The 25,408-nt window shown below is 66.9% G+C and carries 27 protein-coding genes; 11 read left to right on the plus strand and 16 right to left on the minus strand.

What is annotated here, in order from left to right:
- Window positions 1-88 precede the first annotated feature (88 nt).
- Entirely contained in the window at window positions 89-811 is a 723-nt protein-coding gene (locus tag VMT65_RS37945; RefSeq protein WP_442790399.1) for a TIGR04282 family arsenosugar biosynthesis glycosyltransferase, read from the minus strand.
- Between the two features lie 23 nt (window positions 812-834).
- Complete coding sequence (locus VMT65_RS37950; protein ID WP_326313587.1) at window positions 835-1,500, minus strand: glycosyltransferase family 2 protein; 666 nt, start codon at window positions 1,498-1,500, stop codon at window positions 835-837.
- Window positions 1,501-1,624: 124 nt separating this feature from the next.
- Between VMT65_RS37950 and VMT65_RS37955 the strand changes: the two genes are divergently transcribed.
- On the plus strand, window positions 1,625-3,010 hold the full coding sequence (locus VMT65_RS37955) for a hypothetical protein (protein WP_326313588.1): 1,386 nt from the start codon (window positions 1,625-1,627) through the stop codon (window positions 3,008-3,010).
- Between the two features lie 39 nt (window positions 3,011-3,049).
- Here the strand turns inward: VMT65_RS37955 and VMT65_RS37960 are convergent, their stop codons facing one another.
- Entirely contained in the window at window positions 3,050-4,108 is a 1,059-nt protein-coding gene (locus VMT65_RS37960; protein ID WP_442790395.1) for an NAD-dependent epimerase/dehydratase family protein, read from the minus strand.
- A gap of 199 nt (window positions 4,109-4,307) precedes the next feature.
- Between VMT65_RS37960 and VMT65_RS37965 the strand changes: the two genes are divergently transcribed.
- From VMT65_RS37965 to VMT65_RS37980, 4 genes are all read left to right on the plus strand, one after another.
- Entirely contained in the window at window positions 4,308-5,042 is a 735-nt protein-coding gene (locus VMT65_RS37965; RefSeq protein ID WP_326313589.1) for an ABC transporter ATP-binding protein, read from the plus strand.
- A gap of 50 nt (window positions 5,043-5,092) precedes the next feature.
- The gene (locus VMT65_RS37970; RefSeq protein WP_326313660.1) at window positions 5,093-5,842 is read left to right on the plus strand and encodes an ABC transporter permease; all 750 of its coding nucleotides are present in this window, start codon (window positions 5,093-5,095) and stop codon (window positions 5,840-5,842) included.
- Entirely contained in the window at window positions 5,839-6,450 is a 612-nt protein-coding gene (locus VMT65_RS37975) for a TetR/AcrR family transcriptional regulator (protein WP_326313590.1), read from the plus strand. The genes VMT65_RS37970 and VMT65_RS37975 overlap by 4 nt, the downstream gene beginning before the upstream one ends.
- Window positions 6,451-7,045: 595 nt before the next feature.
- Window positions 7,046-7,381, plus strand: coding sequence for a hypothetical protein (locus tag VMT65_RS37980; RefSeq protein WP_326313591.1), 336 nt, complete (start codon window positions 7,046-7,048; stop codon window positions 7,379-7,381).
- A 285-nt stretch (window positions 7,382-7,666) separates the two neighbouring features.
- On the opposite strand, the gene VMT65_RS37985 is transcribed toward VMT65_RS37980, so the two are convergent.
- Genes VMT65_RS37985 through VMT65_RS37995 form a run of 3 tightly spaced genes read right to left on the minus strand, consistent with a single transcriptional unit; the run spans window position 7,667 to window position 10,600 of the window.
- The gene (locus VMT65_RS37985; protein WP_326313592.1) at window positions 7,667-7,888 is read right to left on the minus strand and encodes a Trm112 family protein; all 222 of its coding nucleotides are present in this window, start codon (window positions 7,886-7,888) and stop codon (window positions 7,667-7,669) included.
- A 10-nt stretch (window positions 7,889-7,898) separates the two neighbouring features.
- Entirely contained in the window at window positions 7,899-8,402 is a 504-nt protein-coding gene (locus tag VMT65_RS37990) for a GtrA family protein (protein ID WP_326313593.1), read from the minus strand.
- Window positions 8,399-10,600, minus strand: a complete 2,202-nt coding sequence (locus VMT65_RS37995; RefSeq protein WP_326313661.1) for a hypothetical protein — start codon at window positions 10,598-10,600, stop codon at window positions 8,399-8,401. Before VMT65_RS37995 ends, VMT65_RS37990 begins: the two co-directional genes overlap by 4 nt.
- A 409-nt stretch (window positions 10,601-11,009) precedes the next feature.
- Between VMT65_RS37995 and VMT65_RS38000 the strand changes: the two genes are divergently transcribed.
- Together VMT65_RS38000 and rffA are read left to right on the plus strand one after the other, a co-directional pair.
- The gene (locus VMT65_RS38000; RefSeq protein WP_326313662.1) at window positions 11,010-12,044 is read left to right on the plus strand and encodes a glycosyltransferase; all 1,035 of its coding nucleotides are present in this window, start codon (window positions 11,010-11,012) and stop codon (window positions 12,042-12,044) included.
- Complete coding sequence (rffA, locus tag VMT65_RS38005) at window positions 12,034-13,173, plus strand: dTDP-4-amino-4,6-dideoxygalactose transaminase (RefSeq protein WP_326313594.1); 1,140 nt, start codon at window positions 12,034-12,036, stop codon at window positions 13,171-13,173. The genes VMT65_RS38000 and rffA overlap by 11 nt, the downstream gene beginning before the upstream one ends.
- Before the next feature lie 43 nt (window positions 13,174-13,216).
- On the opposite strand, the gene VMT65_RS38010 is transcribed toward rffA, so the two are convergent.
- The 3 genes from VMT65_RS38010 to VMT65_RS38020 form a co-directional block, all read right to left on the minus strand.
- On the minus strand, window positions 13,217-13,981 hold the full coding sequence (locus tag VMT65_RS38010) for an aquaporin (protein WP_326313595.1): 765 nt from the start codon (window positions 13,979-13,981) through the stop codon (window positions 13,217-13,219).
- A gap of 350 nt (window positions 13,982-14,331) precedes the next feature.
- The gene (locus VMT65_RS38015) at window positions 14,332-14,901 is read right to left on the minus strand and encodes a flavoprotein (RefSeq protein ID WP_326313596.1); all 570 of its coding nucleotides are present in this window, start codon (window positions 14,899-14,901) and stop codon (window positions 14,332-14,334) included.
- A gap of 37 nt (window positions 14,902-14,938) precedes the next feature.
- On the minus strand, window positions 14,939-16,099 hold the full coding sequence (locus VMT65_RS38020) for a helix-turn-helix domain-containing protein (RefSeq protein ID WP_326313597.1): 1,161 nt from the start codon (window positions 16,097-16,099) through the stop codon (window positions 14,939-14,941).
- Window positions 16,100-16,307: 208 nt separating this feature from the next.
- Here VMT65_RS38020 and VMT65_RS38025 point away from each other — a divergent pair, with 208 nt between their 5' ends.
- On the plus strand, window positions 16,308-16,541 hold the full coding sequence (locus tag VMT65_RS38025; protein WP_326313598.1) for a hypothetical protein: 234 nt from the start codon (window positions 16,308-16,310) through the stop codon (window positions 16,539-16,541).
- A gap of 500 nt (window positions 16,542-17,041) precedes the next feature.
- Complete coding sequence (locus VMT65_RS38030) at window positions 17,042-17,410, plus strand: hypothetical protein (protein WP_326313599.1); 369 nt, start codon at window positions 17,042-17,044, stop codon at window positions 17,408-17,410.
- 269 nt (window positions 17,411-17,679) lie between these two features.
- Here VMT65_RS38030 and VMT65_RS38035 read toward each other — a convergent pair whose 3' ends face one another.
- Together VMT65_RS38035 and VMT65_RS38040 are read right to left on the minus strand one after the other, a co-directional pair.
- Window positions 17,680-17,889: a hypothetical protein gene (locus VMT65_RS38035; protein WP_326313600.1), complete on the minus strand. Its 210-nt coding sequence runs from the start codon at window positions 17,887-17,889 to the stop codon at window positions 17,680-17,682.
- Between the two features lie 147 nt (window positions 17,890-18,036).
- Window positions 18,037-18,444, minus strand: a complete 408-nt coding sequence (locus VMT65_RS38040) for a hypothetical protein (protein ID WP_326313601.1) — start codon at window positions 18,442-18,444, stop codon at window positions 18,037-18,039.
- Between the two features lie 824 nt (window positions 18,445-19,268).
- On the opposite strand from VMT65_RS38040, the gene VMT65_RS38045 reads away from it, so the two are divergent.
- Window positions 19,269-19,766 (plus strand): hypothetical protein, encoded by a 498-nt coding sequence (locus VMT65_RS38045; protein ID WP_326313602.1) that lies wholly within the window; start codon window positions 19,269-19,271, stop codon window positions 19,764-19,766.
- 139 nt (window positions 19,767-19,905) lie between these two features.
- Complete coding sequence (locus VMT65_RS38050; protein WP_326313603.1) at window positions 19,906-20,481, plus strand: hypothetical protein; 576 nt, start codon at window positions 19,906-19,908, stop codon at window positions 20,479-20,481.
- A gap of 450 nt (window positions 20,482-20,931) precedes the next feature.
- Here VMT65_RS38050 and VMT65_RS38055 read toward each other — a convergent pair whose 3' ends face one another.
- The 5 genes from VMT65_RS38055 to VMT65_RS38075 form a co-directional block, all read right to left on the minus strand.
- On the minus strand, window positions 20,932-21,141 hold the full coding sequence (locus VMT65_RS38055) for a hypothetical protein (RefSeq protein ID WP_326313604.1): 210 nt from the start codon (window positions 21,139-21,141) through the stop codon (window positions 20,932-20,934).
- Between the two features lie 21 nt (window positions 21,142-21,162).
- Window positions 21,163-21,606 carry a hypothetical protein gene (locus tag VMT65_RS38060; protein WP_326313605.1) on the minus strand — a complete coding sequence of 148 codons (444 nt, stop codon included), beginning with the start codon at window positions 21,604-21,606 and terminating at the stop codon, window positions 21,163-21,165.
- Window positions 21,607-21,966: 360 nt separating this feature from the next.
- Complete coding sequence (locus tag VMT65_RS38065) at window positions 21,967-22,752, minus strand: MerR family transcriptional regulator (protein ID WP_326313606.1); 786 nt, start codon at window positions 22,750-22,752, stop codon at window positions 21,967-21,969.
- Between the two features lie 19 nt (window positions 22,753-22,771).
- Window positions 22,772-23,566 carry a CPBP family intramembrane glutamic endopeptidase gene (locus VMT65_RS38070; protein ID WP_326313607.1) on the minus strand — a complete coding sequence of 265 codons (795 nt, stop codon included), beginning with the start codon at window positions 23,564-23,566 and terminating at the stop codon, window positions 22,772-22,774.
- A gap of 142 nt (window positions 23,567-23,708) precedes the next feature.
- Window positions 23,709-25,238, minus strand: a complete 1,530-nt coding sequence (locus VMT65_RS38075; protein WP_326313608.1) for a serine hydrolase domain-containing protein — start codon at window positions 25,236-25,238, stop codon at window positions 23,709-23,711.
- Window positions 25,239-25,408 lie beyond the last annotated feature (170 nt).

Raw genomic sequence — 25,408 nt, forward strand, 5'->3', positions numbered from 1 at the left:
GCGGGGTCGGGCGTCTCCACCGTCGTGACGGCGTCCGCGGCTTCGGTGTCTTCGGAGTGCACCGCGGGCTCCTTTCGAGCGTCGAATCTCAGAGTGGTACAGGGGTTTTCGTCGTCACCAGTTCGGTGACGGTGCGGGCGAAGCGGCCTCGGGAGATGGCCGCGACCGCGATGGCGTCGTCGTAGGTGTCGACATCGGTGAGGGTCGGTAGCGCGTGGACCCGGAAACCGGCGTGGCGCAGGGCGGTTTCGGTGAGTTCGCCGGTGCGGTCGGTGGACATCGGAATGTCGGTGAGCAGGTGCGCCGGGCGCGGGTCGGTCAGGCCCAGCGCCCACCAGCCGCCGTCGGTGGCCGGACCGAGCACCGTGTCCCCGGTCGCGGCCAAGCGGACGGCCGAGCGGGTGAGCAGGTCGGCGTCGGCCTGCGGGGTGTCCATGCCGATCTGGAGCACGGGCACACCGAAATCGGCGGCATCCAGGTGGGCGTTCGCGAGACGTTCGCCGAAACTGTCGCCGCGCTGCGGGACCACGGTCACGTCGCGCAGAGCGGCGGAGAGTTCGACGGCGCGTTCGGCGCGGTCGAGGTCGCCGGTCCAGGCCACGATGCGGTGGCGAATACCGCTCTCGCGCACCGCGTCCAGGGTGTCGAGCAGCGCGCAGGCCGCCAGGTAGGCGGCGTCCACGGGCGAGAACTGCGGTGTCAGACGGGTTTTCGCGAAACCCGGGATGGGTGATTTCGCCATGATGAGCAGGGTGGCGGGCACGGTCTCGGCCGCGCCGAGCGGACCGTCGACGCCGGGCCGGGGGAACATGATCTCGGTGGGTTCACCGGATGTCATCGCACGCTCCAGAAGTCGCGGGCGGCACGCAGGGTGCCGCGCCAAGAGCCGGAGACCTTGGACTCGCCGTGAGTCCGCGGCCGATAGGTGATGTCGCGTTCCAGCACCAGCCAGCCCGCCCGGGCCGCGCCGGTCAGCAGGGCCAGCGGGTAGCCGGAGCGGGCGTGCAGGTGGCCGAGCGCCTGCAGGCGGTCGCGGCGGGCCACCCGCATGGCGGCGATATCGTGCACGTTCAGTCCGTAGTGGCGGCGTAGCCGGAAGGCGAAGGCCCAGTTGCCGATTCGCGCGTGCAGCGGCAGCGCGCCGGGCACGGCCGGGCGGCGGCGGCCGACCACCATGTCGACGCCGGGGCCGAATTCGGCCACCAGGCGCGGTAGCTCGCCCGGATCCAGGGAGCCGTCACCGTCGAGCACCGCGACCAGCTCGGTGCGGGCGGCGTCCACCCCGGCGTGCACGGCGCTGCCGTAACCGGGGGTCGACTCGGTCACCACGGTCGCGCCCGCGGCGCGCGCCACCGCGGCGGTGCCGTCGGTGGAACCGTTGTCCACCACGATCACCCGGTATTCCGGGGGAATTGCTGACAGTACGCCGGGTAATGCGTCCGCTTCGTCCCGGCAGGGGATCACCACCGTGACCCCGGGTTCGGAGTCCCACTCGGTCATGGCCTCGACCGTACGGCCAACCGGGGTGTTTCGACCCCGGGACACGCATGACGAAAGTATGACAAGAGCAGGCAGAATGGCGATCCGGACAGTTCCGGCGGGTTCGGGGCCTAGGGTTTCCGGCATGGCGAACGCTTCCGCGACGAGGGTCGCGCGCTACGTCTCCACCCGCGTCGACGGCTACTGCGCCCTCGCGGCCTTCCTCCTCGTGCTCGCGGCCTTCGCGATTCCGCGAATCGAGGGCAAACCATGGCGGGACAAGCTCTACGCCGGGGCCGCACCGATCTTCGGCGGCTGGCTGCCGCACCTCGGGTGGGGCACGATTCCGGCGCTCGCCATCGCGGCGGCCGTGGTGCGGTTCGGACCCGGGCTCGCGCAACGGCTGTCGTGGGGGCGGTTGTTGGCGGCCACCTGGGCGACCGCGGCGGTGTGGGCGTTCGCGCTGGCCATGGTCGACGGCTGGCAGCGCGGCTTCGCGGGGCGGCTCACCACCCGCGACGAGTATCTGCACGAGGTGGGCGGCGTGCACGATATCGGGGCCATGCTGCGCGGATTCTCCGGGCGCATCCTGGATTTCCAGCCCGATTCGTGGACCACGCACGTGTCCGGGCATCCGCCGGGGGCGCTGCTGGTGTTCGTGCTGCTGGACCGGATCGGGTTGGGCGGGGGCGCGTGGGCCGGGCTGCTGTGTCTGCTGGTGGGGACCAGTGCCGCGGCGGCGGTGCCGTTCGCGATTCGGGCGCTCGGGTCGGAGCATCGGGCCCGCGCCGCAACGCCTTTCCTGGCGTTGATGCCCGCGGTCATCTGGATCGCGGTGTCGGCGGACGGGCTGTTCGCGGGGGTGGGTGCGTGGGCGGTGGCGTTGCTGGCGCTGGCGACCCGGTTGGGGCGGGGGTGGATCTTCACCGCGCTGGCCTCCGGGCTGCTGTTCGGGTTCACCCTGTTCCTGAGTTACGGCCTTGTGCTGATGGCGGTTCCGGCCGCCGCGGTGCTGCTGGCGCGCTCGTTCCGGCCGCTACTGCCCGCGCTGGCCGGCGCGCTGGCGGTGGTGGCGGGTTTCGCCGCGGCCGGATTCTGGTGGCTCACCGGCTATCACCTGGTGGTGGAGCGCTACTACCAGGGCATTGCCAGCACGCGGCCGTACTCGTACTGGGTGTGGGGCAATCTCGCGGCGACGGTGTGCGCGGTGGGACTGGCCACCGCCGCGGCGAGCTGCCGGGTGCTGGTCGAGCTGGAGGTGCTGCCCCCGCAGCCGATCCGACACTGGTTGCGGCGCTGGCGCTCCCACGTGGATCCGGCGGCCGTGGTGGCGGCCGCGGGGATCGTGGCCATCCTGGTGGCGGATATCAGCGGGCTGAGCAAGGCCGAGACCGAACGCATCTGGCTGCCGTTCGACGTCTGGGCACTGGCCGCCACCGCCCTGCTCCCCCGCCACAGCGCGCGCTTCTGGCTCGCGGTGCAGGCGGCGGGGGCGCTGCTGATCAATCACCTGATCCTGACGAACTGGTAGCCGCCGCGGGCGAATTCACCGCCAGGTCGGCGCACCGGTTCACCGCCAGGTCGGCGCACCGGCTCCGGCGGTGGTGCGCAGCGGGGCGGTGGCGAACTCCGCCAGGCCGGTGCCGGGGGTGGTCTCGGCGACGAAACCCAGTGTGCGGCGGGCCCGTTCGGGGCTGGCCACGATGTGGCGGACATCGCCCGCGCGGTAGTCGCCCGTGATCACGGGTTGCTTGCCGCCGCACGCGCGCGCCAGGATCGCGGCCACCTCGCCAATGGTGATGGGATTGCCCGAGGCGATATTGAGCGGCGTGAACGCGCCCATCGGGTGTTCGAGGGCGGCGACATTGGCGGCGGCGATATCGCGGACGTGGATGAAATCGCGGGCCTGCGTGCCGTCTTCGAAAACGCGCGGGGACTCCCCCGCCTCGAGCGCGGACCGGAAGATGGCGGCCACCCCGGAATACGGTGTGTCCCTGGGCATATCGGGGCCGTAGACATTGTGGTAGCGCAGCGCCGTGACCGTGCCGCCGGTGGCCGACGCCCAGGCCAGGGCGTAATGCTCCTGCGCCACTTTGGATGCGGCGTAGAGGCTGCGCGGTCGCAGCGGCGCGTCCTCGTCGATCGGTGCCCAGGTCAGCGGGCGGCCGTCGGGGCCGCGGTGATCGAAGCGGCCGTGGTCGAGGTCGTTGCGGGTGCGCGGGGCCGGATCCGTCGGCGCGCCCGAGGAATCCACGTACCGGCCCTCGCCGTAGACCACCATCGACGAGGCCAGCACCAGGTGGCGGCAGTGCGCGCGCTGCATGGCCGCCAGCAGCACGGCCGTGCCCAGGTCATTGTGGCTGGCGTAGGCGGGCGCGTCCTGGGCGCTGACCCCCGCGCCGACCACGGCGGCCTGATGGCAGACCACGTCGATGCCGCGCAGCAGCTCGTCGAGGCGGTCGGGATCGCGCACGTCCACGCGCGCGATGCCGGGCGGGGGCACGGCGGCCGGGCCGTGGGCGGCGGCGAGCATGAGGTCGGCCGCCACGACCTCGTGGCCGACGGCCAGGGCCGCGCGGTGAATGTGCGAGCCGATGAATCCGGCCGCGCCGGTCAGGAGTACACGCATGGGCCCGATTCTGGGCGTCCGCGCCCCCGAACACGCCCGGACCGGCCGAGCTCGTCCGGTTCGTCATGGTTTCGTCAGACGCCACTCGACCGGATCGGCCCGCCGGAGCGCGACACGCACCCGGGTCTTGCCTCGGGCGGCGGCGTGGCGCACAATTCATCACGTAGTGAATTCAACACTCGATGAATTGAGGGTGACCGTGACGGCGCCAGCGACAACATCCGATGCCATCGCCATCGAGCACCTCGAGGTGCGGCGCGGTGGGCATCAGGTTCTGCAGGACATCACGCTGACCGTGCCCCGGGGCAGCATCACCGGGCTGCTCGGGCCGTCGGGGTGCGGCAAGACCACGCTCATGCGCAGCATCGTGGGCACGCAGATCATCGAATCCGGGACGGTCAGCGTGCTCGGCGAGACGGCCGGGTCGCGGGGGCTACGGCGGCGGGTCGGGTATGTGACGCAGGCTCCGAGCATCTACGACGATCTGACCGTGGCCGACAATGTCGCGTATTTCGGTGCGCTGTACGGGGCTTCGCCCGACGGGGTCGAAACCGCCTTGGCGGCAGTGGGTCTCACCAGTCATATCGATCACCGGGGCAGCGAGCTGTCCGGTGGCCAGCGCACCCGGGTGTCGCTGGCGTGCGCACTGGTGGCCGATCCGGAGCTGCTGGTGCTCGACGAGCCGACCGTCGGGCTCGATCCGGTGCTGCGTGCCGATCTGTGGGAGCAGTTCCACGCGCTCGCGAAACAGGGTCGGACGCTGTTGGTTTCGAGTCACGTCATGGACGAGGCCGAGCACTGCGATCGGCTGCTGCTCATGCGTGAGGGTCGGCTGCTCGCCCAGCTCTCCCCCGCCGAATTGCGGTCCGACACCGGCGAATCCAGCCTCGAGAACGCCTTCCTCAAGCTCATCCGAATGGGAGAAGAACTGTGACCGCGACCTTTTCGGCACGGCACGCGGCGCGCCCGGCCGGGCCGCGCCCGCTGGGCTGCTACACCGCCACCACCGTGCGCATCCTGAAGCAGTTGCGGGCCGACCGCCGCACGGTCGCCATGATCGTGCTGGTGCCCGCGCTGCTGATGACGCTGCTGTATTTCGTGTACAAGAACTATCCGACCATGCCGCACGCGCCGCGCCTGTTCGACCGGATCGGCATCACCATGCTCGGGATTCTGCCGTTCGTGGTCATGTTCCTCATCACCGCGATCGCCATGCAGCGCGAACGGGTTTCGGGCACCCTCGAACGGCTGATGACCACGCCGCTGGCCAAGCTGGATCTGCTCGCCGGGTACGGGACCGCGTTCTCGATCGCGGCCGCGGTGCAGGCGGGCGTCGCCTGCCTGGTCGCCTTCTGGCTGCTGGGGCTGAACGCGGCGGGCAGTCCGGGTCTGGTCGTGCTGATCGCGGTGGTCGACGCCGTGCTCGGGGTCGCCCTCGGCCTGCTGGCGAGCGCGTTCGCGCGCACCGAGTTCCAGGCCGTACAGTTCATGCCCGTGATCGTGCTGCCGCAATTCTTCCTGTGCGGCCTGCTGGTCCCGCGCGGCCAGCTGCCCGGCTGGCTGGAGGCGATCAGCAATGTGCTGCCGCTGAGCTACGCCGTCGACGCCCTGCAACAGGTCTCCACCCACACCGGAGCCACCGGTCAGATGTGGCGCGACATCCTCATCGTCGCCGTCTTCGCCGCCGTCGCACTGGGTTCGGGCGCGGCCACCCTACGCCGCCGCACCGCATGACCGACACCAACGGCACCCGCAGCGGGCGGCGTCCCGGCAACTCCGGCACCAAGGAGGCCATCCTGGACGCCGCCCGCACGCGGTTCGCCGCGGTCGGGTTCGTCAAGGCCTCGATCCGCTCCATCGCGTCGGCCGCGGGCGTGGATCCCGCCCTGGTGCACCACTATTTCGGCACCAAACACGAATTGTTCGCCGCCGCACTGAAACTGCCCATCGACCCCAACGACATCCTGTCGCGCTTCCGCACGGTCCCGGTCGAGGAGCTCGGCGAAACCATCGTGCGCACGGTCGTCACCATCTGGGACTCCCCCCTCGGCGTCCCCGTCGTGGCGGCCTTCCGCGGCCTCCTCCTCGGCGACGACCCGGCCCTGGCCCGCACCTTCCTGCTGGAAATCGTCCTGAAAGAGATTCAGCCCCGCGTGGATTCGCCCCCGGGCACCGGTGCCAAACGCGCCGCCCTGGCCGCCTCCCAACTGGCGGGCCTGTTCCTCACCCGAAAGATCCTGCACCTGGAACCGATCGCCTCCATGCCCGCCGACGAGCTCGCCGCCACCGTGGGCCCCACCCTTCAGCGCTATTTCACCGGCGATCTCCCCCTCCAGGATTGACCGGCGGCACCCACCCTTGCCGCGGCGGCATCCATCCCTGTTGCTGCGGTGCGCCCAACCCTGCGGCGCGACGCCCATCGGCTGCCATCCCGGATGCTGTTGCGCGGCAGGCGTGTACGGGGTGCGATAGCGCGGGGCGGATGCGAATGCGGCCATCGCCAGCACCGTCGCGAGCAGGGCCAGGACAGTCGCGGCGAAGATCAGCCAGGTGCCCACGCCCAGGTCGCCGAGGCTGACGGGGCCGAACAGTTCCTGGTCCACGGTATCCAGGGACAGGAGCAGCCCGATCGCGAAAAGCGCGGCGGCGCTGGCGGATCCCGCCGCCTTACCGTGCCCCACGAACAGCAGAATCGCGGCGATCAACCCCACCACCGCACCTAGAATCAATGGCGCGCCCAGGAATTGGAACTTCTCGCTGTAGCTCCGCCACATGGTCGTGCCGCCGAGCTGGTGGCAGAACGACGCCGCCACCAGCAACCCAGCGAGGGGAATCAGCAACAGCCCCACCGCGATATCGAGTCCGCCGGTCCGGCGGCGCAGGGGTCGCCCGTAACCGTCCAACGGCACCGCGGAACCCGTGCCCTTCCCACCGGCCATGGCACCGACCAGCGCGACCACGCCGGCGATCAGGGCGATCACGAAGATCCAGAAGGCCGGTCCCACAGTCGTGGAAACGGTGCTGTCCGTGCTCAGTAGTGCCGACCAGACGTCGATCACCACGGTCACCGCCAAGCCGACCGACATACCCGCGCCCACCACCGCGATCGCGCGAACCAATCGGGACCGGGTCCCGAAACCGGACAGCAGCAGCACGCCGCCGAGCGCGGCCAGCACCGCCACCACGATCATGGCGATGCCGAGCAGCTGCTGGGTATCGGACGTGCCCACGATGTCGGAGGTGAATGTCCATGCACGCCACTGCTCGTGGTAGGTGGGGAGGCCGAGCGAGGCATCGCCCGTGGACCGGAAGTCCGCCAGATTCAGGAACGACCCGACCACGAAGAGCACCGCGATGAGGATCATCAGACCGCCCGCGACCATGTCGAGGCCGGACCTGGCCGGAATCGGCGAGACTCCCGGCCCGGGTGCCGCCGATGGATTGTTCGAAAAGCCCGCCGGGCCATACGGATTCTGCACGGGCCCTACTCCCCCGAAATTGTTCACCCGGGAACCATAGTGCAGTTCCGGGCGCGCAGCCGCGCGGAGGAGCGGTCGGTCAGGCCTGGCTGAGGTAGAAGGTGTGGTCTTCGTCGGAGACGTCGCGGGCCTCGTCGATGAGCAGGACGGGGATGCCGTTGTCGACGGGGTAGGCGCGGTGCAGGCGGGGGTTGTAGAGGAGGGGGTCGCCGGTGGCGGTGTGCACGAGGTGCAGGGGGCCCTTGTCCTGGGGGCAGGCGAGCAGGCTCAGCAGGGTGGCGTCCAGGGTTTCCTCCGACATGACCGACAACCTACCGGTCGGCGTCCGCGGGGGCGGAATCGGTGCGGCGGAAGCTGATGTGGCGGTGGCCGAAGAAGCTCGCCACCGCGACCAGGCCCATGACGACGACCGCGGCGGGCTTGGCGGGGGCGTGCAGCAGGGAGACCGCCAGCTGCAGCAGCACCATGTTCAAGACCATGCCGACCGCGTTCACGCCGACGAAGGCGACGAAGTCGCGCAGCACGTGGCCGCGGACCCGGAACACCAGGGTGCGGTGCAGCACGAACGCGATCACCATGCCGACCGCGTACGCCAGCGCCACCGACAGCGCGGCGGCCACGTCCTTGGACACCACGCCGTTCAACACGGTGAGCCAGAAGATGGTCAGCGCCATCCCCATCAGCGTGTTGAAGCCGCCGACCAATGCGAAGGCGACCTCCTGGCGACGCACCAGCCGTAAGAGCGGTCCGGCCGGGGCGGTTTCGGGCTGTTCCATGGCCGGGTCCTGGGTCAGCGAGTGGCGCGCCTCGGTCATTTCGCCGAGCCCACCAGTCCGCGATCCGGATCGTCGATCTGTTCGACGGCCGGTGCGCCCCGGCCGCGGCGGCGCGTGCGCAGGTAGAGCCACTCCAGCACCCCGATACCGACGAGTCCGGCCGCGGCACTGCCGATTCCGATCTTCCAGCCCGGCGGACGCCAGCTCAGCTCCAGCTCGGCATTGTCGGTGCCCGCCGGAATGTCCACGGCCACGAAGACTTTCGACACGGTGTGGAACGGGATCGTCTTGCCATCGAGGGTGACGCGGTAGCCGGGCCAGGCCAGTCGCGCGAAGGTGAGCCGCCCGCCGGTCTGCGAGGAAACCCGCACGGTGCTGGTGCTGTCGGTCTCCTCGATCGAGGTGGCGGTGACATCGTGGGCGTCACCGATGCGGCCGTTGACGGTCGAGATGGGGCCGCCGTCGCGTTCGAGCACCCAGATGTACTTCTCATGACCCGGGACGTCCACGAAATGCCAACCCTCGGGCGCGGGTTGGTTGCCCGCGTCGGGGAACATGGCCTTCTGCAACACGACTCGGTCGATGAGCATCAGGTCCGCCAGCGTGCGCCCGGTGGTGGGTTCGGGTGCGAACAGTCTCCGGTAGGAGTCGGGGCAGACACTGGAATCCCATTCCATGCACAGCATCTGCATGAAGTAGAAGTAGCCGTTGGGCGTGTACCCGTTGACGTAGCCGTCGCGTTCCAGGTGTTTGGCGTAGTTGCCCCACACCAGCGACCCGTACGCGCCGTCCAGGCTCTTGTCGGCGGGCTGCAGCAGTCCGCGGTTGGCGAGCTGAAGGGTCGTCCCGCCGTCGAACTTCGGGAACACGGCCATGGCCTCGTTGCGGTTGGCGGGCAGATTCCACGACATCGGGGTGGGCTGCACCCACCACACCTGGAACCAGGCGATGGGCACCATGGCCGCGATCACCAGCGCGGTGGCCGCCGAGACGCCGCGGGTGCGGCCCAGCCACACCACGCCCAGCCCGACCGCGATCACCACCGCCGCGGAACCCAGATGCCAGAGCACATCGTGCGGGTCGGCGGAGAAGGTCCGCACCCACAGCGCCAACACCAGCACCAGCGCCGCGATGACGCGCTTGCGGCGGTCACGCAGGGTGCCGAAGCGGCCCAGCAGCACGCACACCAGCACCAGCAGTCCCAGCGCCAGCATGGGCAGCACGCGGGCGGGCCAGCGCAGCGGGCCGACGGTGCCCGGTCCGGCCGTCCACATCAGGGCCATCAGCGCGAACAGGGCGATGGCGACGAACTGCTTCCAGTGCCGTTGCGCGGCTTTCCAATCCACGAACGCCAGCGCCGGAATCAGGAACCAGGCGATGTAGGTCATGGGCAGCGGCTGGATGTAGCCCCACCAGGAGGTGAAGGCCGGCAGCGTGGTGGGCAGGCTGGGGTTCAGCGATTCCGACCACGGCACCGTCAGGAACTGGTCGTTATTGATCTGCGAGTTGCCCCGCGCGGTCACCTGCGCCGACAGCATCGACGGCAGGAAGGTGAGCAGACCCGCCAGGCCCGCCGACACCGCGGCGGCGATCAGGCGCAGCAGCGGCGCGAAGGACTCGCGCGGCCGCGTCCGCAGCGCGCCGCCCTGGCAGACCAGATATCCGACGGCCACCGCGAGCAGCATGAGCACGGCCTCGACGGCCGGGAACACGTACTGCACCGAGATCGCCAGATACAGGTAGACGAAGACTGGGATCGGCCCGCCCTGCCCGCGCAGATAGCGCTCCGAGGACGCCCAGGCGTGAATCATCCACGCGGTCCCGGCCATGGCGGTGAACCAGCTGGCCTCGTCGAAGAACAGGAAGAATCCGGTGAACGGCATGGCCACACCGGCGACCGCGGCCCACTGCGGGCGCGCGCCGTACACCAGGCACACCCGGTACACGCCGAGCCCGGTGATGATCGCGTAGATCAGCTTCACGATGGTCGCGTACACCACGAGGTTCGGCACCGAGGGCGCGATGAAATCGATCAGCAGCTGCGGCGGGTTGAACAGTCCCGCTTCCTCATTGGTGTAATTGCCCGTCATCCACTGCTCGGGAATCAGCAGCGGGAAGTGGCCGTCGCGGAAGGCCCGGCCGAAGAAGACCCACAGGCCGGTGTACTGGGATTCGGTGTCGTCGGTGAAGAAGTGGCGGGGGTTGGCCAGGATGACGGCGAGGTAGCCGAGGGTCACCCCGATCGCGGTGATGAATCCCCAGCGGTAGACCGCGCGTCGATCGGCGCTCAGGCCGCGCGGGCCTCGCTCCGCCTTCGCGCCCGGTCCGGATTCGGTGGCCCCGACCACCTTGGAAATTGAGCTCTCCACCACGAGTTCCAGACCCTACAGGGCGGCGGTGTCGATGGCACTTACGCGGGCCGTCGGCACAGTTGGGTGATTCGTGACGGACCAGCTGGTTCGGTTGTCGCGTCGAATGCCCGAACCACCAGCGTGTTAGAGTTCAGCGCGGCTCAGGCGCTGTTTTTGGGCACCGAGTTCCGGCACACACCGTCATCGAAAGTACATTCAGCTGATGCCGATTCCGTCCGCACGCACCTCCGCGAGCGACCCGAGCGTGACCTCCGGCCCCGAGCGGGCCGCGCGGGTGCACGCCATCTCCGTCGTGGTGCCCGTGTACCGCGGCGAGGACACGATCGCCTCGCTGGTCAGTGAGCTGGACAAGCTGGGCGAGCCGGTGAGCACACCGGCCGGCGCCACCTTCCGGGTCGAGGAGATCGTGCTCGTGCACGATCACGGTCCCGACCGGTCGGATGTGGTGTTGCAGGAGCTCGCCGAGACCTACCCGCAGGTTCGCGTGGTGTGGTTGAGCCGCAACTACGGGCAGGACGCCGCCACCATCGCGGGCATGGCCGCCGCGCGTGGCGACTGGACGGTCACCATGGACGAGGACGGGCAGCACGATCCGGCCTTCATCGCCGACTTCCTGGACGCCGCCCTGGCGCAGCGCGCCGATCTGGTCTACTCCAAGCCGGTCAACACCCGGCCGCACGGATTCCTGCGCAATATCACCTCGCGCGGGGCCAAGCTGGTGCTGGCGACGCTGTTCGCCTTCCCCGACTCGACCCGGTTCGAGAGCTACCGGCTGATCCGCGGCGACATCGCGCGGCAGCTGGCGCAGGTCGCCTCCAACGGCGTGTACCTGGATGTGGCGCTCACCTGGGTGGTGGGCGAGGTGGCGCAGGTGCCGGTGCAGTTGCGCGCCGAGGGCCGCGAGGAATCCGGCTACAACTATCGGCGGCTGTTCTCGCTGTTCTGGAAGATGGTGCTGTGCAGCGGAACTCGCGGCCTGCGTCTGGTGAGCCTATTAGGCGTGACGCTGGCGCTGGGCGGGCTCGGCATGGCGGGGTGGGTGGTGTACCACGCCCTGACCGACAGCGGCACCGACCCCGAGGGCTGGGCCTCGCTCATGACGGTGCTGCTGCTGTGCTCGGGCGCGGTGCTGTTCTCCCTCGGCCTGATCGCCGAATACCTCGGCGTGGCACTGCATGTGCTGGTCGGCAAGCCACTGTATCTGACCGTTGACACTCCGACGCCGCGGCCGCAGCAGCTGCGCGGCGACGATCGTTACGACTCCGAATTCGAACCGGCAGCCAGGGGGATCTCCGCGCGTGAGCAGTGACCGCATCATCTTCAGCCGCCCCTTCCGCGCCGCGCGCGAGCTGCCGAACATCGAGGCGGTGCTGTCCTCGGACCACTCGCACGGCGACGGGCCGTTCACCGCGTCGGCCACGGCGAAGCTGCGCGAGATCACGGCCGCGCCGTACGCGCTGCTGACCACCTCGTGCACGCACGCGCTCGAAATGGCCGGGCTGCTGCTGGAACTCGGGCCCGAGGACGAGGTCATCGTGCCGAGCTTCGCGTTCACTTCCAGTGCGACGGCCATGGCGCTGCGCGGGGCGACCGTGGTGTTCGCCGATATCGATTCCGAGACCGGCAATCTGGATCCGGAATCGGTGGCGCGGGTGATCACGCCGCGCACCAAGGCCGTCATGGTGATCCACTACGGTGGTGTGGCCGCCGATATGGAAGGCCTACAGCGGCTGGCGGATTCGCATGGATTCGCCATTATCGAGGACAATGCGCACGGGCTCGGCGGCTACTACAAGGGCCGTCCGCTGGGCACCATCGGCACCGTCGGCGCGCTGTCGTTCCACGACACCAAGAACGTGCACTGCGGTGAGGGCGGCGCGGTGCTGCTCACCGACGAAATCCTCATGGCGCGTGCGGAAATCATTCGCGAGAAGGGCACCGACCGGGCCCGGTTCCTGCGCGGCGCGGTGGACAAGTACTCGTGGCAGGACATCGGATCCTCCTACCTGCCCAGCGAATTGAACGCCGCGGTGCTGGACGCGCAGCTCGCGGAGTTCGAGACCATTCAGGCGAATCGGCATCGGGTGTGGAATCACTACGCGGCCGCGCTGCCGGACTGGGCCGCGCGCAACGACGTTCGCCTGATGTCGGTGCCGTCGGATCGCGACCACACCGCGCACCTGTACTACCTGCGGGTTCCCACCGAGCACCGCCGCGACGACCTGATCCGGCATCTGTCCGGGCTGGGCATCGTGGCGCCGTTCCACTACATCCCGCTGGACTCCTCCCCCGCCGGTCTGAAGCTCGGCCGCACGCCGTTCCCGTGTGTGCGCAGCGCGGAGTTCTCCTCGACGCTGGTGCGGCTGCCGCTGTGGCCGGGGCTCACCGAGGAGCAGTTGACCCGCGTCGTCGACGGGGTCACCGGCTTCACCGTGTAGTTGCGTGAAAGTCCGGTCCACGGCCGGACTTTCACGGTTTCTCTCAGTCCCTGCCGTTGCGCTTCGCGCCGAAGATTCCGGCGTAGGCGAGCGCGCCGATCGCCCCGCCGATGAGCGGGAACACGATGAACGCCCACAGCTGCCCCCAGGCGTCTTCCTGGAAGGGCGCCGAGGCCAGGCTCCGCGCCGGATTGATCGACGCGTTATCCACCGGAATCGCAACAAGATTCGTCAACGCCAGCGTCAAACCGATGGCCACACCCGCCAACGCGGTATCGGCCACCTTGTCGGTCACCGCCAGCACGACCAGCACCAGCAGCGCGGTCATCACCACTTCGACCACAATGACCGACCCCAGCCCGTAGCCGTCCTTCCCCGCCGCATGGGGCCCGTACTCACCCCACCCATTGGCCGCCAGCCCATCGGTATCCCGCCGGTAATCCGGCAACCCCTTCGCGACGGCGAAGACCAACAGCCCACCCACGAGCGCCCCCACCGCCTGCGCCGCCACATACAGCGCCGCGGCGACCACGCGTATCCGCCCCAAGAGCAAATGCCCCAGTGTCACAGCAGGATTGATATGACACCCCGACACCCGCCCGAGCGCATAGGCCAGGCACAACAGCGTAAATCCGAACGCCAGCGAAACCCCCAACGCCCCGACCCGAGACCCTGCCAGAACGGCGGTCCCCACCCCACCGAACACCAGCAAAAATGTCCCCACCCCCTCCGCCGCCACTTTCCTCCCAAGCGAAACCTCCCCCCGCTCAACATCTCCCGTCACCACGCCACCAGCAGCAATAGCCATAACCACCCACCCCTTCGAGGTAAGCAGCATCGAATTCCGATGTTGTATAGGGTTTTCCGATCACCGGCGCCCAAGCGACCGCCCGCACACCGGCCACACCAACACCACGCCCCAACCCCCAACCTGGTTCACCGCCGGGTGATCGGTCAATCCTGCTGCTGCGTCATCCTTCGCGAACTCCGAGCCTCATCCAGCCGTTGCCCGACCATATCCGCCAGCAGCTCTTCCTTCCCCGCGGCCACGGCCTCCTCCCCGCCCGCCCGCTCCACAAATTCCCCACGGATCTCCCGCCACCGCGAGTACTCGCTCATCGCGGACCCTCCAAGTCTTTATCGACTCTTGTGCCGTGATCAGATTCGCGTGTCGTGCTCCGAGTCGACCGCCAGCCACGGATGCTCCAGGAGTGCGGCCCATGCCTGCGCCCATGGGAACCCATTCAGAATCCCTTCCCCCGCACCGGGTGAATGCGGTTCACCCGCGACCATCGTGACGCCCCACTCGGACAGGTTGGCGATGGCATTGCCGATGGCGGGGAAACTTCGTAACGCCGAGTTCGTGGAGGGAACGGCTACGACCGGCATACGTTTGCCGACCGCTTCCACCAGCAGGCCGAGCGGCAGCGTGTCGGAGATACCGGCGGCCCACTTGGCCAACGAGTTCGATGTGATCGGCGCGACGATCATGCCGTCGGCGGGCGGAAACAGGTCGGGGGTGCCCGGGTCTTTGTATCGGCTGCGTACCGGGTGTCCGGTCTTGGTCTCCAGGGCGTCGGCGTCGATGAACCGGCTGCCTTCGGGGGAAGCTATGACGCACACGTCCCACCCGTCCGCCTGCGCAAGGTCTATGAGCTTGTCGATATCGCGGGCAGGCGGTGCCCCGGTGACGATGGCGTAGAGGACTGGTGCGCCTTGATCGTTCATAGCTCCCTATGGGTCGTTTGGATGATGAAATCGACTGTCACAGAGGAGAACCGAGCCAGCTGGCGAATCCGGCAAGAGTGTCGGTTCGCCGACGCTCGGCCGCTGCGATGCCGTACAGCGTTTCCCGGACCGCCGGGTGCAGGCGGGTCTGCTGCGGTGCGGCCGCGCGTGCCTTGTTCAGCGCGGCAAGTGCCCGTTCCGGCTTGCCGGACATCAGCCAGGCACGGGCATTGTCCTGCCAATGATGCCCGACCCGTGTCGGTGCACGATGGCCGACGGGGATCGACAGTCCCGCGCCCTGCACTGCAGCCCGGTTCGGATCACCTGCCTCCAATTCGACCGCATGCGCGTGGATCTCGACGTTCACCGGACCGAATGCCGTCACGTACTCGTCTGTCTCTCCGGTCTGGGCAGCGATCCCGCGGGCCGCCTCGATGTGGTCCATGGCCCCCGAATAGTCCAGTCGCCTGGCCTGATTCACCGCGCCTACCAGGTGCGCATACCCAGCCAGCACTGGTGATCCGTGCGCGGAATCGGTAGCCGTCACGACGGTCTCGATCAACCCGTCCGCAACTTCCGACTCGCCGTAGTGAGTGAGCATGCGCGCTCGGTCCAACATCGCCATGGATCCCCAGCCAGGATCGTTCCCACTAGGGGCGTAATGGTCGGCCAAATCCAGGGCAGGAAGAACAAGCGCGGGACGCCCGGTCCGCCGTATCGCCCACCCCGCCAGCAAGTACGCATTCGCGAGCACCGTGGACACGTGCGCGCGGTCCTCCCCGCTGCTGTCGCGAACCGCGCCGTGAATCCGGCGAATCAAGCCTGGAAGCTTCTCGATTGTGTCGAGGGTGCGATCACGACGGTACAGCCGTTGCGCAGCGGCGAGGTCGGCATCGATTCCAGCCATCGGGCCGGGTTCCACCGCGCGAACATATCGGCCCTCGGCCAGCAGCACCGACAGTTCGTTGACCGCGTCCGAGAGCGGTTTCCCATCATCGTAGGGTGCGCCGGTCAACTGCTCCGGGGTGATCCGCAGCGCTTTCGCCACCGCGGAGATGAACCCGGGGCTCGCTGGTTCGCGACCTTGCTCCACGGCCTTCAACATCGACAAGCTGTAGTTCGCGCGGGCCGCCAGTTGCCGTTGACCGAACCCGGCGATCTTGCGTTCAACTGCGATCCGTTCACCGACATGCCCCATGAACCGAGCCTAGATCGAACCCGGGCCACGCTCTAGCGCTATTGCCGGGCTGCGCTGTCCCTTTCCTGTCCCTTCGTGCTCTTGTTCGGCGCGAATCTCGTACATGCCAGTGACGAGAGGGGTGGTCATGAGAACACAGCCGACAGCAATCGGGTGGATAGACCCTGACGTGTCCGGGGTTGCGGCGCACTGGGATCAAGCGCAACTGGTGAGACTGGCACGACGTCTCGGCTACACATTGATCTGGCCGCCCGAACAAACAGTCCTGTCCTTCGTCGACCAAGTACGTGAAGCCGACGTGGATGCCGTCCTGGTGCCATCGGCCAAGCACCTGGACGCGCTCACCTTGGACCGTCTCATGCAACTGGCCGATGTGGAAACAGCCATCCCACGCGAGACCTTCGCCCGCTACCTCGCAGGAGGGTACGGATGTCCTGCCTGACCCCACTGACCCTCCCAGACCTGGCCGTACTCGGAGCGCTCTTCAGCGCCGGAAACCCATTGTCCGCCAGGGAAATCGCCGACGCCGTAGCGAAACCGGCAGCTGACCGTCCCGGAATGCATCTCACCACCAGCGCCATATGCCGCATCACCGTGCGTTTGCGGGCGCGGGACCTAATCAGGACCACAGGCGGGGCGACCAGCCAGCGCTGGCATCTCACCGAACGCGGCCGAGTCCTGTGGGCGACCAAGGGAAACCGATTCACCCTGTGACCCACGAGAGCGGCGCCTCACCGATCGGTGGTGGATGTCTGATCTCAGGATATCGGTGAATCTCGACGACGACCGTAGCGAGCTGTACTGGCGAAATCCGACGTCGCAATCGGATTTCGCATCCACCGTGGCCGCTTCGAACCGCGCACTATGCGGCAGTAGCGGATGCTTAATTGTGGGCTGTGCCTGAGAGTTGGGCCGGTCGGTCAGCCCAGCTATCGTGGCCAAATGGGGCATCCCGGTTCGCAGTACTACAACCCAGATCTAACGCCGAACGAGATAGACACACTGCTCCGCACTAACTACTTGCTCGTCCAGGCCAGCCAGGCAGCGCTAGGTCTCATCAGCAGTGAAATCGTCGGCATGGCCGTCGAACCGCGCCCCGGTGCGATAGTGATCCACGTGGCGGCCACGCGGGAAACACCGGCGCTAGCAGAGGACCTCGACGACATCGTCAGCGATCTGCACGCGCTTCTGTCCGGCGGCCCCGAGCAAAACTCGGTCATCACCACTCAAGTGCACCTCGGCTGGCCCGATGCTACGTGGCATAGCGGCTCGTACGCACCGTTCTACATTGCCAAACCCGACAACGACTGATGCCGTTGCTCTCTCCCGCGGACCTGCCGCAGATGTCAACGGATTGGGTTCGCTGGCCGGCCAGCCTTCTCAAGCCGCCCGATTCCTAGGCAGCGTCGATCGGTAGCGACCGCCAGGCGGCGCGACATTCGGCAATGCCGGACTCCAGTCGGCCTCGGACCAACACCGCATTTGATCTTTCGTCTCGCCCGCGCTGGCCTATCGAGTCAGCGCGGGAAGCGGCATGAGGGGATGTCTTTGACCAAGGCGGCCGGGGCTACTGCGGGGCGCTATTTGTCGAGGCTTCGGATCTGATCGGAGCGCGCACTGAAGGTCAGGATGGTCGCTCCGGTTCCCTCTTCCTGGTAGTCGAGCTCGAACTCGTCGCTGGTGTAGAGGTCGAGAATGAAGCAGATCGCTCCCCGGGGCACGCCGAGATCTTCGAAGTCGTCGGTGGTGATCGCAACGCGATCGAACTGGCTGAACACGATGCCTCCCATGCGGTTTGCCTTGGCTCTCGGCTACTGCGATCCGGGCCAATGCCCCCGAGCCGGACGTCCTGCTTCCACACATTCGCGGTGAGCCCCACTTGGTGCAACGTGGTGAGGCCAGAGACAGCATCTTTCAGAAGGCGGTCCGGATCTGCATCACTCGACGATCCCGTGTGCCAGGGCATCACCGAGGTCGACGGGCAGATGCGCACGCTCATCCTTGTGGTTTCCTCGCCACATGATCTCGCCCCGGATCGTGTAGCCGGCAGCTCCTCGTGGCTCGTAAATATCGTAGGCGCCAAGCTCGAAGGCGAATTTCTTCGGATCTTCCACCGGCCCAACAATGATCGATTCACTTGCGCGAGTATCACGCACCAGGCCCTGGATCATCTGCTCCTTACTGTCCCGGTAGACCAGGTAAAGCAGCTCACCATCCACCCAGGACGCCAGCGGGACGATCTCGCCGATCCCGGCGTTCTTCATGCGCTTATTGAGCCGCTGCAAGTAATTCTGCAGTAACCGCAACACCTCAGAACTGCGCTCTTCCGCGCTGGAACCTGCCATCTGCCACCTCCTCGAAGCCGGGTCAGGGTCGACCACCACCCTAGAACCAGCCTCGTAGGCAGCCCGAACCTCACGCCCGCGCGTCGGTCAGGCCCCAGGCCAGACCGTCCGGTGGGTCAGATTTGAGGTGGAACAAACGGGTCCAGAATGAGCCCGAGTTGGCAGGGCCCGCGGCGGGCCAGAACGACCGGGTCGCGGCAATGTAGTGCGTTGGGCGTAGCGCGCCGGAAGCTATGGGATGGCGTTGTCGCTGACTAGAACGTCGCCTTCCTCGATGTCCGAAACCTGAAGTTCAGGGATGAGCAGATTGACCGGCCAGGGTTGTTCCGGTGCCAAGTTCCTCATTTGGACACCCCCGACAGCCGTGCACTTGGCCGATGGCCCGAGCCTGCCATCGGCTCGCACTACTCGTAGGCGATCTCCGACAGCTACTTGTCCGGTGTCGATATGTCCAGTGACCGTGGTACCGAGACTGGCCAGGTCGTACGCACCCTTGACGATGAACCGAAGCTGGTCATTCTTCGATGTGCCGCTAGTCATTCCACGATCATGTATCGCCTGGGTCCAGTCCCAAATGTGCCACTCCGTGCCCGATGAATCAGCGCGACCAGCGGCAGTTGAGGATGTTCGCGGGCTGGTCGTGTTAGACCTTGATCTCGCTTAGGCTCCAAATCAGACTTCTGAAGGTCTCGGAAGACGGGGATCGAGGGATGTAGATTCTGGAGTTTGCCGACCGATCGTGCACGGCCCATCGACCCACAAGCAGGTGACCGATCGCTCTTGCCGCGGTCACCGGCTGCGGCACCAACACCAAGGCACCCACAGTGAACGAACCCGCCCCCATCTCCCTTGACTACGCTACGGTCGCCGACCTGACCAGCGATTACCGCATCGGCCTCGAAGTCTGGCCGATCAAACCCGACCCTGACTGGCCTGCGGGCACCGTGTCCTACTGCTGGGTGCAACCAGGCGGGCCGAGCGCCATCAATGTCACCATCGAGCCAACGGCAACGTCGCCGGATATGTTCGCGCAGATCCGGGCCGGACAGATCTACACCGGCAACTACCCGCCGTACGAGATCATCGACACCGACCGCCTGCGCGCCGCCGACGCTGTTGGCGCCCTCATCGTCGATCAGGATTCCGGGGACACCGATGCCGAGATCGGCAGTATCCGCCAGGTCACCATTCACACCCCACAATTCAAGATCATCGTGGTGGCGTGGAAGGCAGCCCAGATCATCGAGATCGGCACCCGCGTCGCCGAGAAACTGAATTGCCCTGATCCGGTGGGCGACGCATCGTGCACCAGTTTGTCCTGAAGTCAGATCGGTCCGTTCGCCGGCCGGAGCAGCGGCGGTCCCGAATCGAGCGCTCAGCGGCATGAGCGTGCGCTCCGGCGATCAGTCGAGTCCTTGATACCTTCGTGCTTCCGAGGCGAGTTTGGGACGAGGTGAACGGGTGGGACTTGACTACAGCTATGAGGTGTACGTTCACCGCGGTTCCGCACGTCCGCTGTTGGAAGCCGTGAAAGCCCGCTGCACGCCCAACACCGATACGACTACCGCCGTCGAGTTTCCCGACGGCCGGGTTGTCCTGCCGTGTACCTCCGGTTTCGCTGCGGGGACCACAATCAGCTTCGACGCGACCGCGGCGGGCAACAGCCGACTCCTCGAGCTGGACTTGTCGATGTTGTTCCCTGCAGACGATGAGCTGCTGAAGTGGGATGAAGACAGCGCCCTGGAACCAAGTTCAGGTGACGAGCGTCTGTGCCGAGTCGGATACATCTACCTCTCCGTATGGGACGCCTCGCCGTTCCTGCCGGACCATCTCTGCTTCTACTTCATGGCCGCGACGACCGATATGAGCCGATTGTTCGCCCGCTCGGCGTCGATCCGCAGGTGGTTCGCAGACCTGACGTTCAACCTCGGCGGCCCCCTGTGTCTGCTCGACCTCGAAGAGAAGGGCCGAATCGCCATAACCCTCGGGTCACGCGATTGCCAACTGAATGTCGATTGGAACGGCCTCTACCTCTGACACAAGCGTATCTCTCAACCAGTTGCATAAGCCCAAACGAAACGCACGGCACTCGGCTACTTGCGTGCACTCGCCGGCCGAGTCCGCGGCTGGTTTCCGAAGGCCCGGTTGCGGCTGTTCCGGACGTTTGGAAATGAGCGGGGCTAGGGTCGATCACATGGGCCTTCTCCTGACGCTCGTTGCGCTGGCCGCAGTGCTAATGGGGTGCTGGTGGATGTTCCGGAATATCCGCCGTCGGCAACGACGTGGCGAGCTAACCAACGCGCCACCGCGGACATACGGAGATCTGATGCTCCCGGGGTACGACCTGACCGAGAGTCGGGCCGCCGAGAACTACATCGAACAGATCGACAAGGACGACCGGCCTCCAGGTTTTCGGCTCGGAGACAAGTGACCTCACCAGCCTTGTAGCGGCATGAGGGGATGTCTTCGGGGCGGGCCCCGAGGGCACTATTTGTCGAGGCGGCGGATCTGATCGGAGCGCGCACTGAAGGTAAGGATGGTCGCGCCGGTTCCCTCTTCTTGATAGTCGAGCTCGAACTCGTCGCTGGTGTACAGGTCGAGAATGAAGCAGACTGCGCCGCGGGGAACGCCGAGATCCTCGAAGTCGTCGGTGGTGATCTCAACGCGATCGAACTGGTTGAACACGATGCCTCCCATGTGTATTGCCTTGGCTCTCAGCTACTCCGATCCGGGCCAATGCCCCCGCCCGGGACGGCCTGCTTCGACCCACTCGCGGTGGGCCTCGACGGCATAGCCGAAGATCTTGGAGAGCTGATCGCCCGTGCGACGCAGCAAGGCGATTCCGAGCATGTCGGCGGGGTCGTAGAAGCGGGCACGGTACTCAGCGTCGATGACCGAGCGAATCCCCCTCGTCGGCGGATGGGGCGGTAGGGCGACCCAGTTGCCCTCGACCTCCCGGCGGAACGTTTCACCGATGAAGTAGCAGAACCGCATCGCCATCGGGAACTCCTCACCGGTGAACGCCTGCTGCTCGGAACTCCACCGCCGCAGTGCCTCGCTCTCGACGACCGCAAGCCCTTTCCAGGACCACAGCGTGTCCAGGTTGTTAAGCTCTGGCACATCGGAGACGATGAACTCGATCTCCAACGCAGCTTCTTGCATCCGCAGCCAGGCTCGGAAACGCTCGTCGTGTTGGAGCCGCCGAAACCCTTCGGTCTGCCGTATCGGCTTAGCCCTCGTGCTCATCGTCGGGTCCCTTCCGGGCGCACTTCTCGTTGGTCGGAGTTACGTGACTCTGCTCTATGCGGAGCCTATGAAGGGCTCCGGGCAGCGCATACGTTGACACGCACTTCGGCATGAGTGCGCTCCGCCAGGCGACCGTGAGGCACTCTGCCCGTTGATCTTCCGCTGTGTCGCGCTGACCGGTTCGGTCAGCGCGCCAGGCGGCAATGTAGTGCGTTGTAGACGAGGCGGCGGGCGGTGGTCGCGGGGGCGATGCGAGATCTCCTGCGCTCGCGGATATCAGTGAGTCTCCGGTCTCGGGATTCGAACGCCGGAGGCGCGGAGTCTGTCTTCGAAGACTGCCGTCGCCCGCGCCGTGGCCGAGGTCCTGTCCTCGCCGTGGCGGGCAATCATGGTGTAGCGGGTCGCGGCGTCGGTGCCAGCCTGCAGGGCGGTCACGACTTTCAGATGGTCAGGGTTGGCGAGGAAGTGGTCGGCTAGGTCGATGGCGAGTGCGGCGGCGCGGGGATCATCGGGGTCCCATTCCGCGGCGGACGCGGCGCGTTTGATGAGAGCGACATAGCTGGGATCGTCGAGGGCGTGGTCGAGGTGGGTCAGATAGTCATCGAAGCCTTCTGGGACAAGGGCTTTGGCCAGCGCCCAGCCTTCGCGGGCGGTGGCGATCTCGTCGGTGGGGAACCCGAGTTGCGACATCCGGTCCAGTAGTGCGACGGCGCGGTCGCCCAATAGTGCTCGATCACCGTCGGCGAGTCTGTGCAGGGCGTCCCGGCGTGCGATCATCTCCTCGATTCGCTCGGTGAGCCCGCGCTCGACCTCGACGAGCGCGGCGGCGAACCGGTCGGTGTCGGCGTCGAGCAGCGGCCCGATATCGGCCAGCGGCACCCCGGCGGCGGCCAGCGCCCGGACTCGGACCAGCCGCAGCAGATCATCGGATCCGTAGCGCCGGTACCCGGAGCTGTCGCGGTCGGGCTCGGTGACCAGGCCGAGCTTGTGGTAATGCCGCACCGTCTTCACCGTAACGCCGACAAAGGCCGCCGCCTGCCCGATCGTGACTCCATTCCGCATGGGTTCAGCCTGCCTTGTCTCAGACCAGGCCCAGCACAAGGGCTGCGGTGCCGAACGCGGCCACGATCGAGGTCACGCCGACGTGCATCCCGATCGAGAGCCGAATGTCGTTGTACCGCCAAGCGCACCAGTAGCCAGGGAAGGTGAAGATCACGCGCGAGACGAAGACCCACGGCGACCACAGGTGATACAGCGCGAACAGGACAGTACTGACCACCGGCGCCCACATGCGCAGATGGGCAAGCCGGGGCAGTAGGAAGCCACGGAAGTACACCTCCTCGAGCAGCGGCAGCGTGAACCCGGTCAGGGGCAGGCAAATCAGCGTCGTGACCAGCAGTGTCGAGTGCGAGTATCCATGTAGGTCGAGGTAGGTGTTGTTGCCGCTGCCACCGGTATTCGCGTAGGGGAGCCAGGTGAAGAATAGTTTGAAGAAGTCGTTCAACGGCGCGAGCACGACCCCGAGCACCATCATCCACCCGATGAGCGCGGTCGCCATCGCGAGAAGCTTGCCACGCGGAACAGGTCTGCCGGTGTACTGCAGCACCCCCTCCAGCGACAAACGGCCGTTGCGCTGGTAACCCAGCCACACCAGCCCGGCTTGGATCGGGATCAGGATCAGGCACAGTGCGATTGCCCAACCCAGGAAGGCCGGGCAGCCGACAGCCCTGGTGAGGGGTTCGCCGAGAAGCAGGTAGGCGGCGACGATCAGGACTCCAGGGACCAGATGCAGTGCGACCGACAGCGGCAGGGAGTGACGGTCGTCGACCAGCCGCTCTGCTATCAGGCTCGGTCGTGTGCCTTCGATAGTGGACATAACGAGAACTCCAAGGACAGTGCAGGATTGGATGTGCGGGATAAGCTCGGAAGAGGCAACCGAGGGCCGCGGAGGTCACCGCGGCCCCGTCTCGGTTTCGAGGCGAGCGATCCACCTGTCAGGGCAGGCGAGTGACGGTCGCTCAGGTGGTCGGCTGGCCGGGATCGGCCTGGCCGCCGCAGAACACCTCGTTGACCAGGCGCTGCTGCGCGGACTGGAACGGTCCCGCGATGGACATCGAGGAGTCGTCCACACAGGTCAGCGATGCGGTCATGGCCTTGCTGCCATCGGGTGTGGAGTACATCAGCGTCGCGAAGCCCGCATGGCCGCCGTTGTGGGTGATGACCGTTGCGCCGCAGGCGGTTTCCTGCACGAACACACCCAGGCCGTATCCCATGCCCGGAATACCTGTCGGCAACGGCGTGCGCATCTCCACCAGCAGTTCGGTGGGAAGGAGTTCGCCGCCGTTGAGGGCGGAGATGAAGGTGGCCAGGTCGCGGGTGGTCGAGATCATGTCACCGCCGCCGGGGTTCCAGGACGGGTCGTGGCGGGTGATGTCGACCGGCGACTGGCGGCCCTCGTACCGGTAGTAGGTGTGGGCGTGCGGTTCGGGGATCTCCGGGCCGTCGGGCACCACGGTGTTCGACAGCGCGAGCGGCTCCAGGATCAGCCGCCGCATCTCCTCGGTGAAGGAGCGGCCGCTGACCTTTTCGATCAATAGTCGAGCCAGCGCGTAGTTGGTATTGGAGTAGCTCCAGCCGGTGCCCGGCTCGAATCGCAGAGGCTTGGACAACGCCAGTTCCACCAGCTCGTGTGGCCGGTAGGTGTGGAACCGGTCGTCGACCCACTGCTCGCCCCAGGGCGTGCCCGGCGCGGGAATCCCTTCCACAATCGTCCCGTCCGGGTAGAGCTCGCCGGTGAAGTTGAAGATCCCACTGGTGTGCTGCAACAACATTCGCACCGTGATCCGCTCGTCCATCGCGAGTTCGGGCAGATAGGCGATCACCGGGGTGTCCAGCCCGAGCGTGCCTTCGGCCACCAATGTCAGCACCAGGGCCGCGGTGAAAGTCTTTGTGTTGCTGGCGATGCGGAGGTGTCCATCGATCGGCGGCGGTGTCATGCCACCCAGCTCGGCCGCTCCGGCACTACCGGCCCACTCACCGCGCTCGTCGCGCACACGCACCGAAACCCCGATGAAACCCGAATCGACGATCTCCTCGATCGCACGCCACAATTCCGGGCGATCCTGCCCGGCAGCGGACGTGGCGGTCGATCGGGCGGTTTCGAGAGCGGCGGTGACCTTGCCGGCCATCTCCGCCATGGCGGAACTTGGGTTACCCGAATGGTTCTGAGCCGCTTCGACGGCCCGCAGAACCGTGCCACGGAAGTTGTCGGACTCCGCCGGAACCCGCTGATCGAGGATCTGCATCGCCGCGGTCAGAGCGGGCAACACCCGGTCGGCGAGTTCGGCGACGGTCGTGCCGGTGAGCTCGATGTCCTTGCTTCGAGCCGTGAGCACGTGCCCGACCAGACCGGTCGCCGACGTCAGGGCCAGGACCGCATTCGCCACCGACTTGTGAGGTGTACTCGAGGCAGCGGCCATCAGTGAGATAGTGCCGTACGCGGCGGTCCGTAGGGTGCTCTTGTCCTGGTCGGAAAGGGTGATCGTCATGGTGGTCTGCTCCTCGAAGCTGTGATGTCCCGTCGGCGTCGTGCCGCTGCGCCGAGCTTCCACCTTGACCTCGGGTCAACCTCAACCGTGATCTGACTCACAACAATCCGGCTACGACGACACCCGAACCCCGAAGTTCAGCTCTTCCGGAGTCGGGCTCGTCGGCGCAT

The organism is Nocardia sp. CDC153 (genome assembly GCF_035818515.1).
Classification (GTDB): Bacteria; Actinomycetota; Actinomycetes; order Mycobacteriales; family Mycobacteriaceae; genus Nocardia.

Coding starts and splice junctions, on each gene's coding strand:
- VMT65_RS37945 (WP_442790399.1), bottom strand. CDS start 811: ATGTTCCCCCGGCCCGGCGTCGACGGTCCGCTCGGCGCGGCCGAGACC.
- VMT65_RS37950 (WP_326313587.1), bottom strand. CDS start 1,500: ATGACCGAGTGGGACTCCGAACCCGGGGTCACGGTGGTGATCCCCTGC.
- VMT65_RS37955 (WP_326313588.1), top strand. CDS start 1,625: ATGGCGAACGCTTCCGCGACGAGGGTCGCGCGCTACGTCTCCACCCGC.
- VMT65_RS37960 (WP_442790395.1), bottom strand. CDS start 4,108: ATGCGTGTACTCCTGACCGGCGCGGCCGGATTCATCGGCTCGCACATT.
- VMT65_RS37975 (WP_326313590.1), top strand. CDS start 5,839: ATGACCGACACCAACGGCACCCGCAGCGGGCGGCGTCCCGGCAACTCC.
- VMT65_RS37980 (WP_326313591.1), top strand. CDS start 7,046: ATGGCACCGACCAGCGCGACCACGCCGGCGATCAGGGCGATCACGAAG.
- VMT65_RS37985 (WP_326313592.1), bottom strand. CDS start 7,888: ATGTCGGAGGAAACCCTGGACGCCACCCTGCTGAGCCTGCTCGCCTGC.
- VMT65_RS37990 (WP_326313593.1), bottom strand. CDS start 8,402: ATGACCGAGGCGCGCCACTCGCTGACCCAGGACCCGGCCATGGAACAG.
- VMT65_RS38010 (WP_326313595.1), bottom strand. CDS start 13,981: ATGGCTATTGCTGCTGGTGGCGTGGTGACGGGAGATGTTGAGCGGGGG.
- VMT65_RS38015 (WP_326313596.1), bottom strand. CDS start 14,901: ATGAACGATCAAGGCGCACCAGTCCTCTACGCCATCGTCACCGGGGCA.
- VMT65_RS38020 (WP_326313597.1), bottom strand. CDS start 16,099: ATGGGGCATGTCGGTGAACGGATCGCAGTTGAACGCAAGATCGCCGGG.
- VMT65_RS38030 (WP_326313599.1), top strand. CDS start 17,042: ATGGGGCATCCCGGTTCGCAGTACTACAACCCAGATCTAACGCCGAAC.
- VMT65_RS38035 (WP_326313600.1), bottom strand. CDS start 17,889: ATGGGAGGCATCGTGTTCAGCCAGTTCGATCGCGTTGCGATCACCACC.
- VMT65_RS38040 (WP_326313601.1), bottom strand. CDS start 18,444: ATGGCAGGTTCCAGCGCGGAAGAGCGCAGTTCTGAGGTGTTGCGGTTA.
- VMT65_RS38055 (WP_326313604.1), bottom strand. CDS start 21,141: ATGGGAGGCATCGTGTTCAACCAGTTCGATCGCGTTGAGATCACCACC.
- VMT65_RS38060 (WP_326313605.1), bottom strand. CDS start 21,606: ATGCAAGAAGCTGCGTTGGAGATCGAGTTCATCGTCTCCGATGTGCCA.
- VMT65_RS38065 (WP_326313606.1), bottom strand. CDS start 22,752: ATGCGGAATGGAGTCACGATCGGGCAGGCGGCGGCCTTTGTCGGCGTT.
- VMT65_RS38070 (WP_326313607.1), bottom strand. CDS start 23,566: ATGTCCACTATCGAAGGCACACGACCGAGCCTGATAGCAGAGCGGCTG.
- VMT65_RS38075 (WP_326313608.1), bottom strand. CDS start 25,238: ATGACGATCACCCTTTCCGACCAGGACAAGAGCACCCTACGGACCGCC.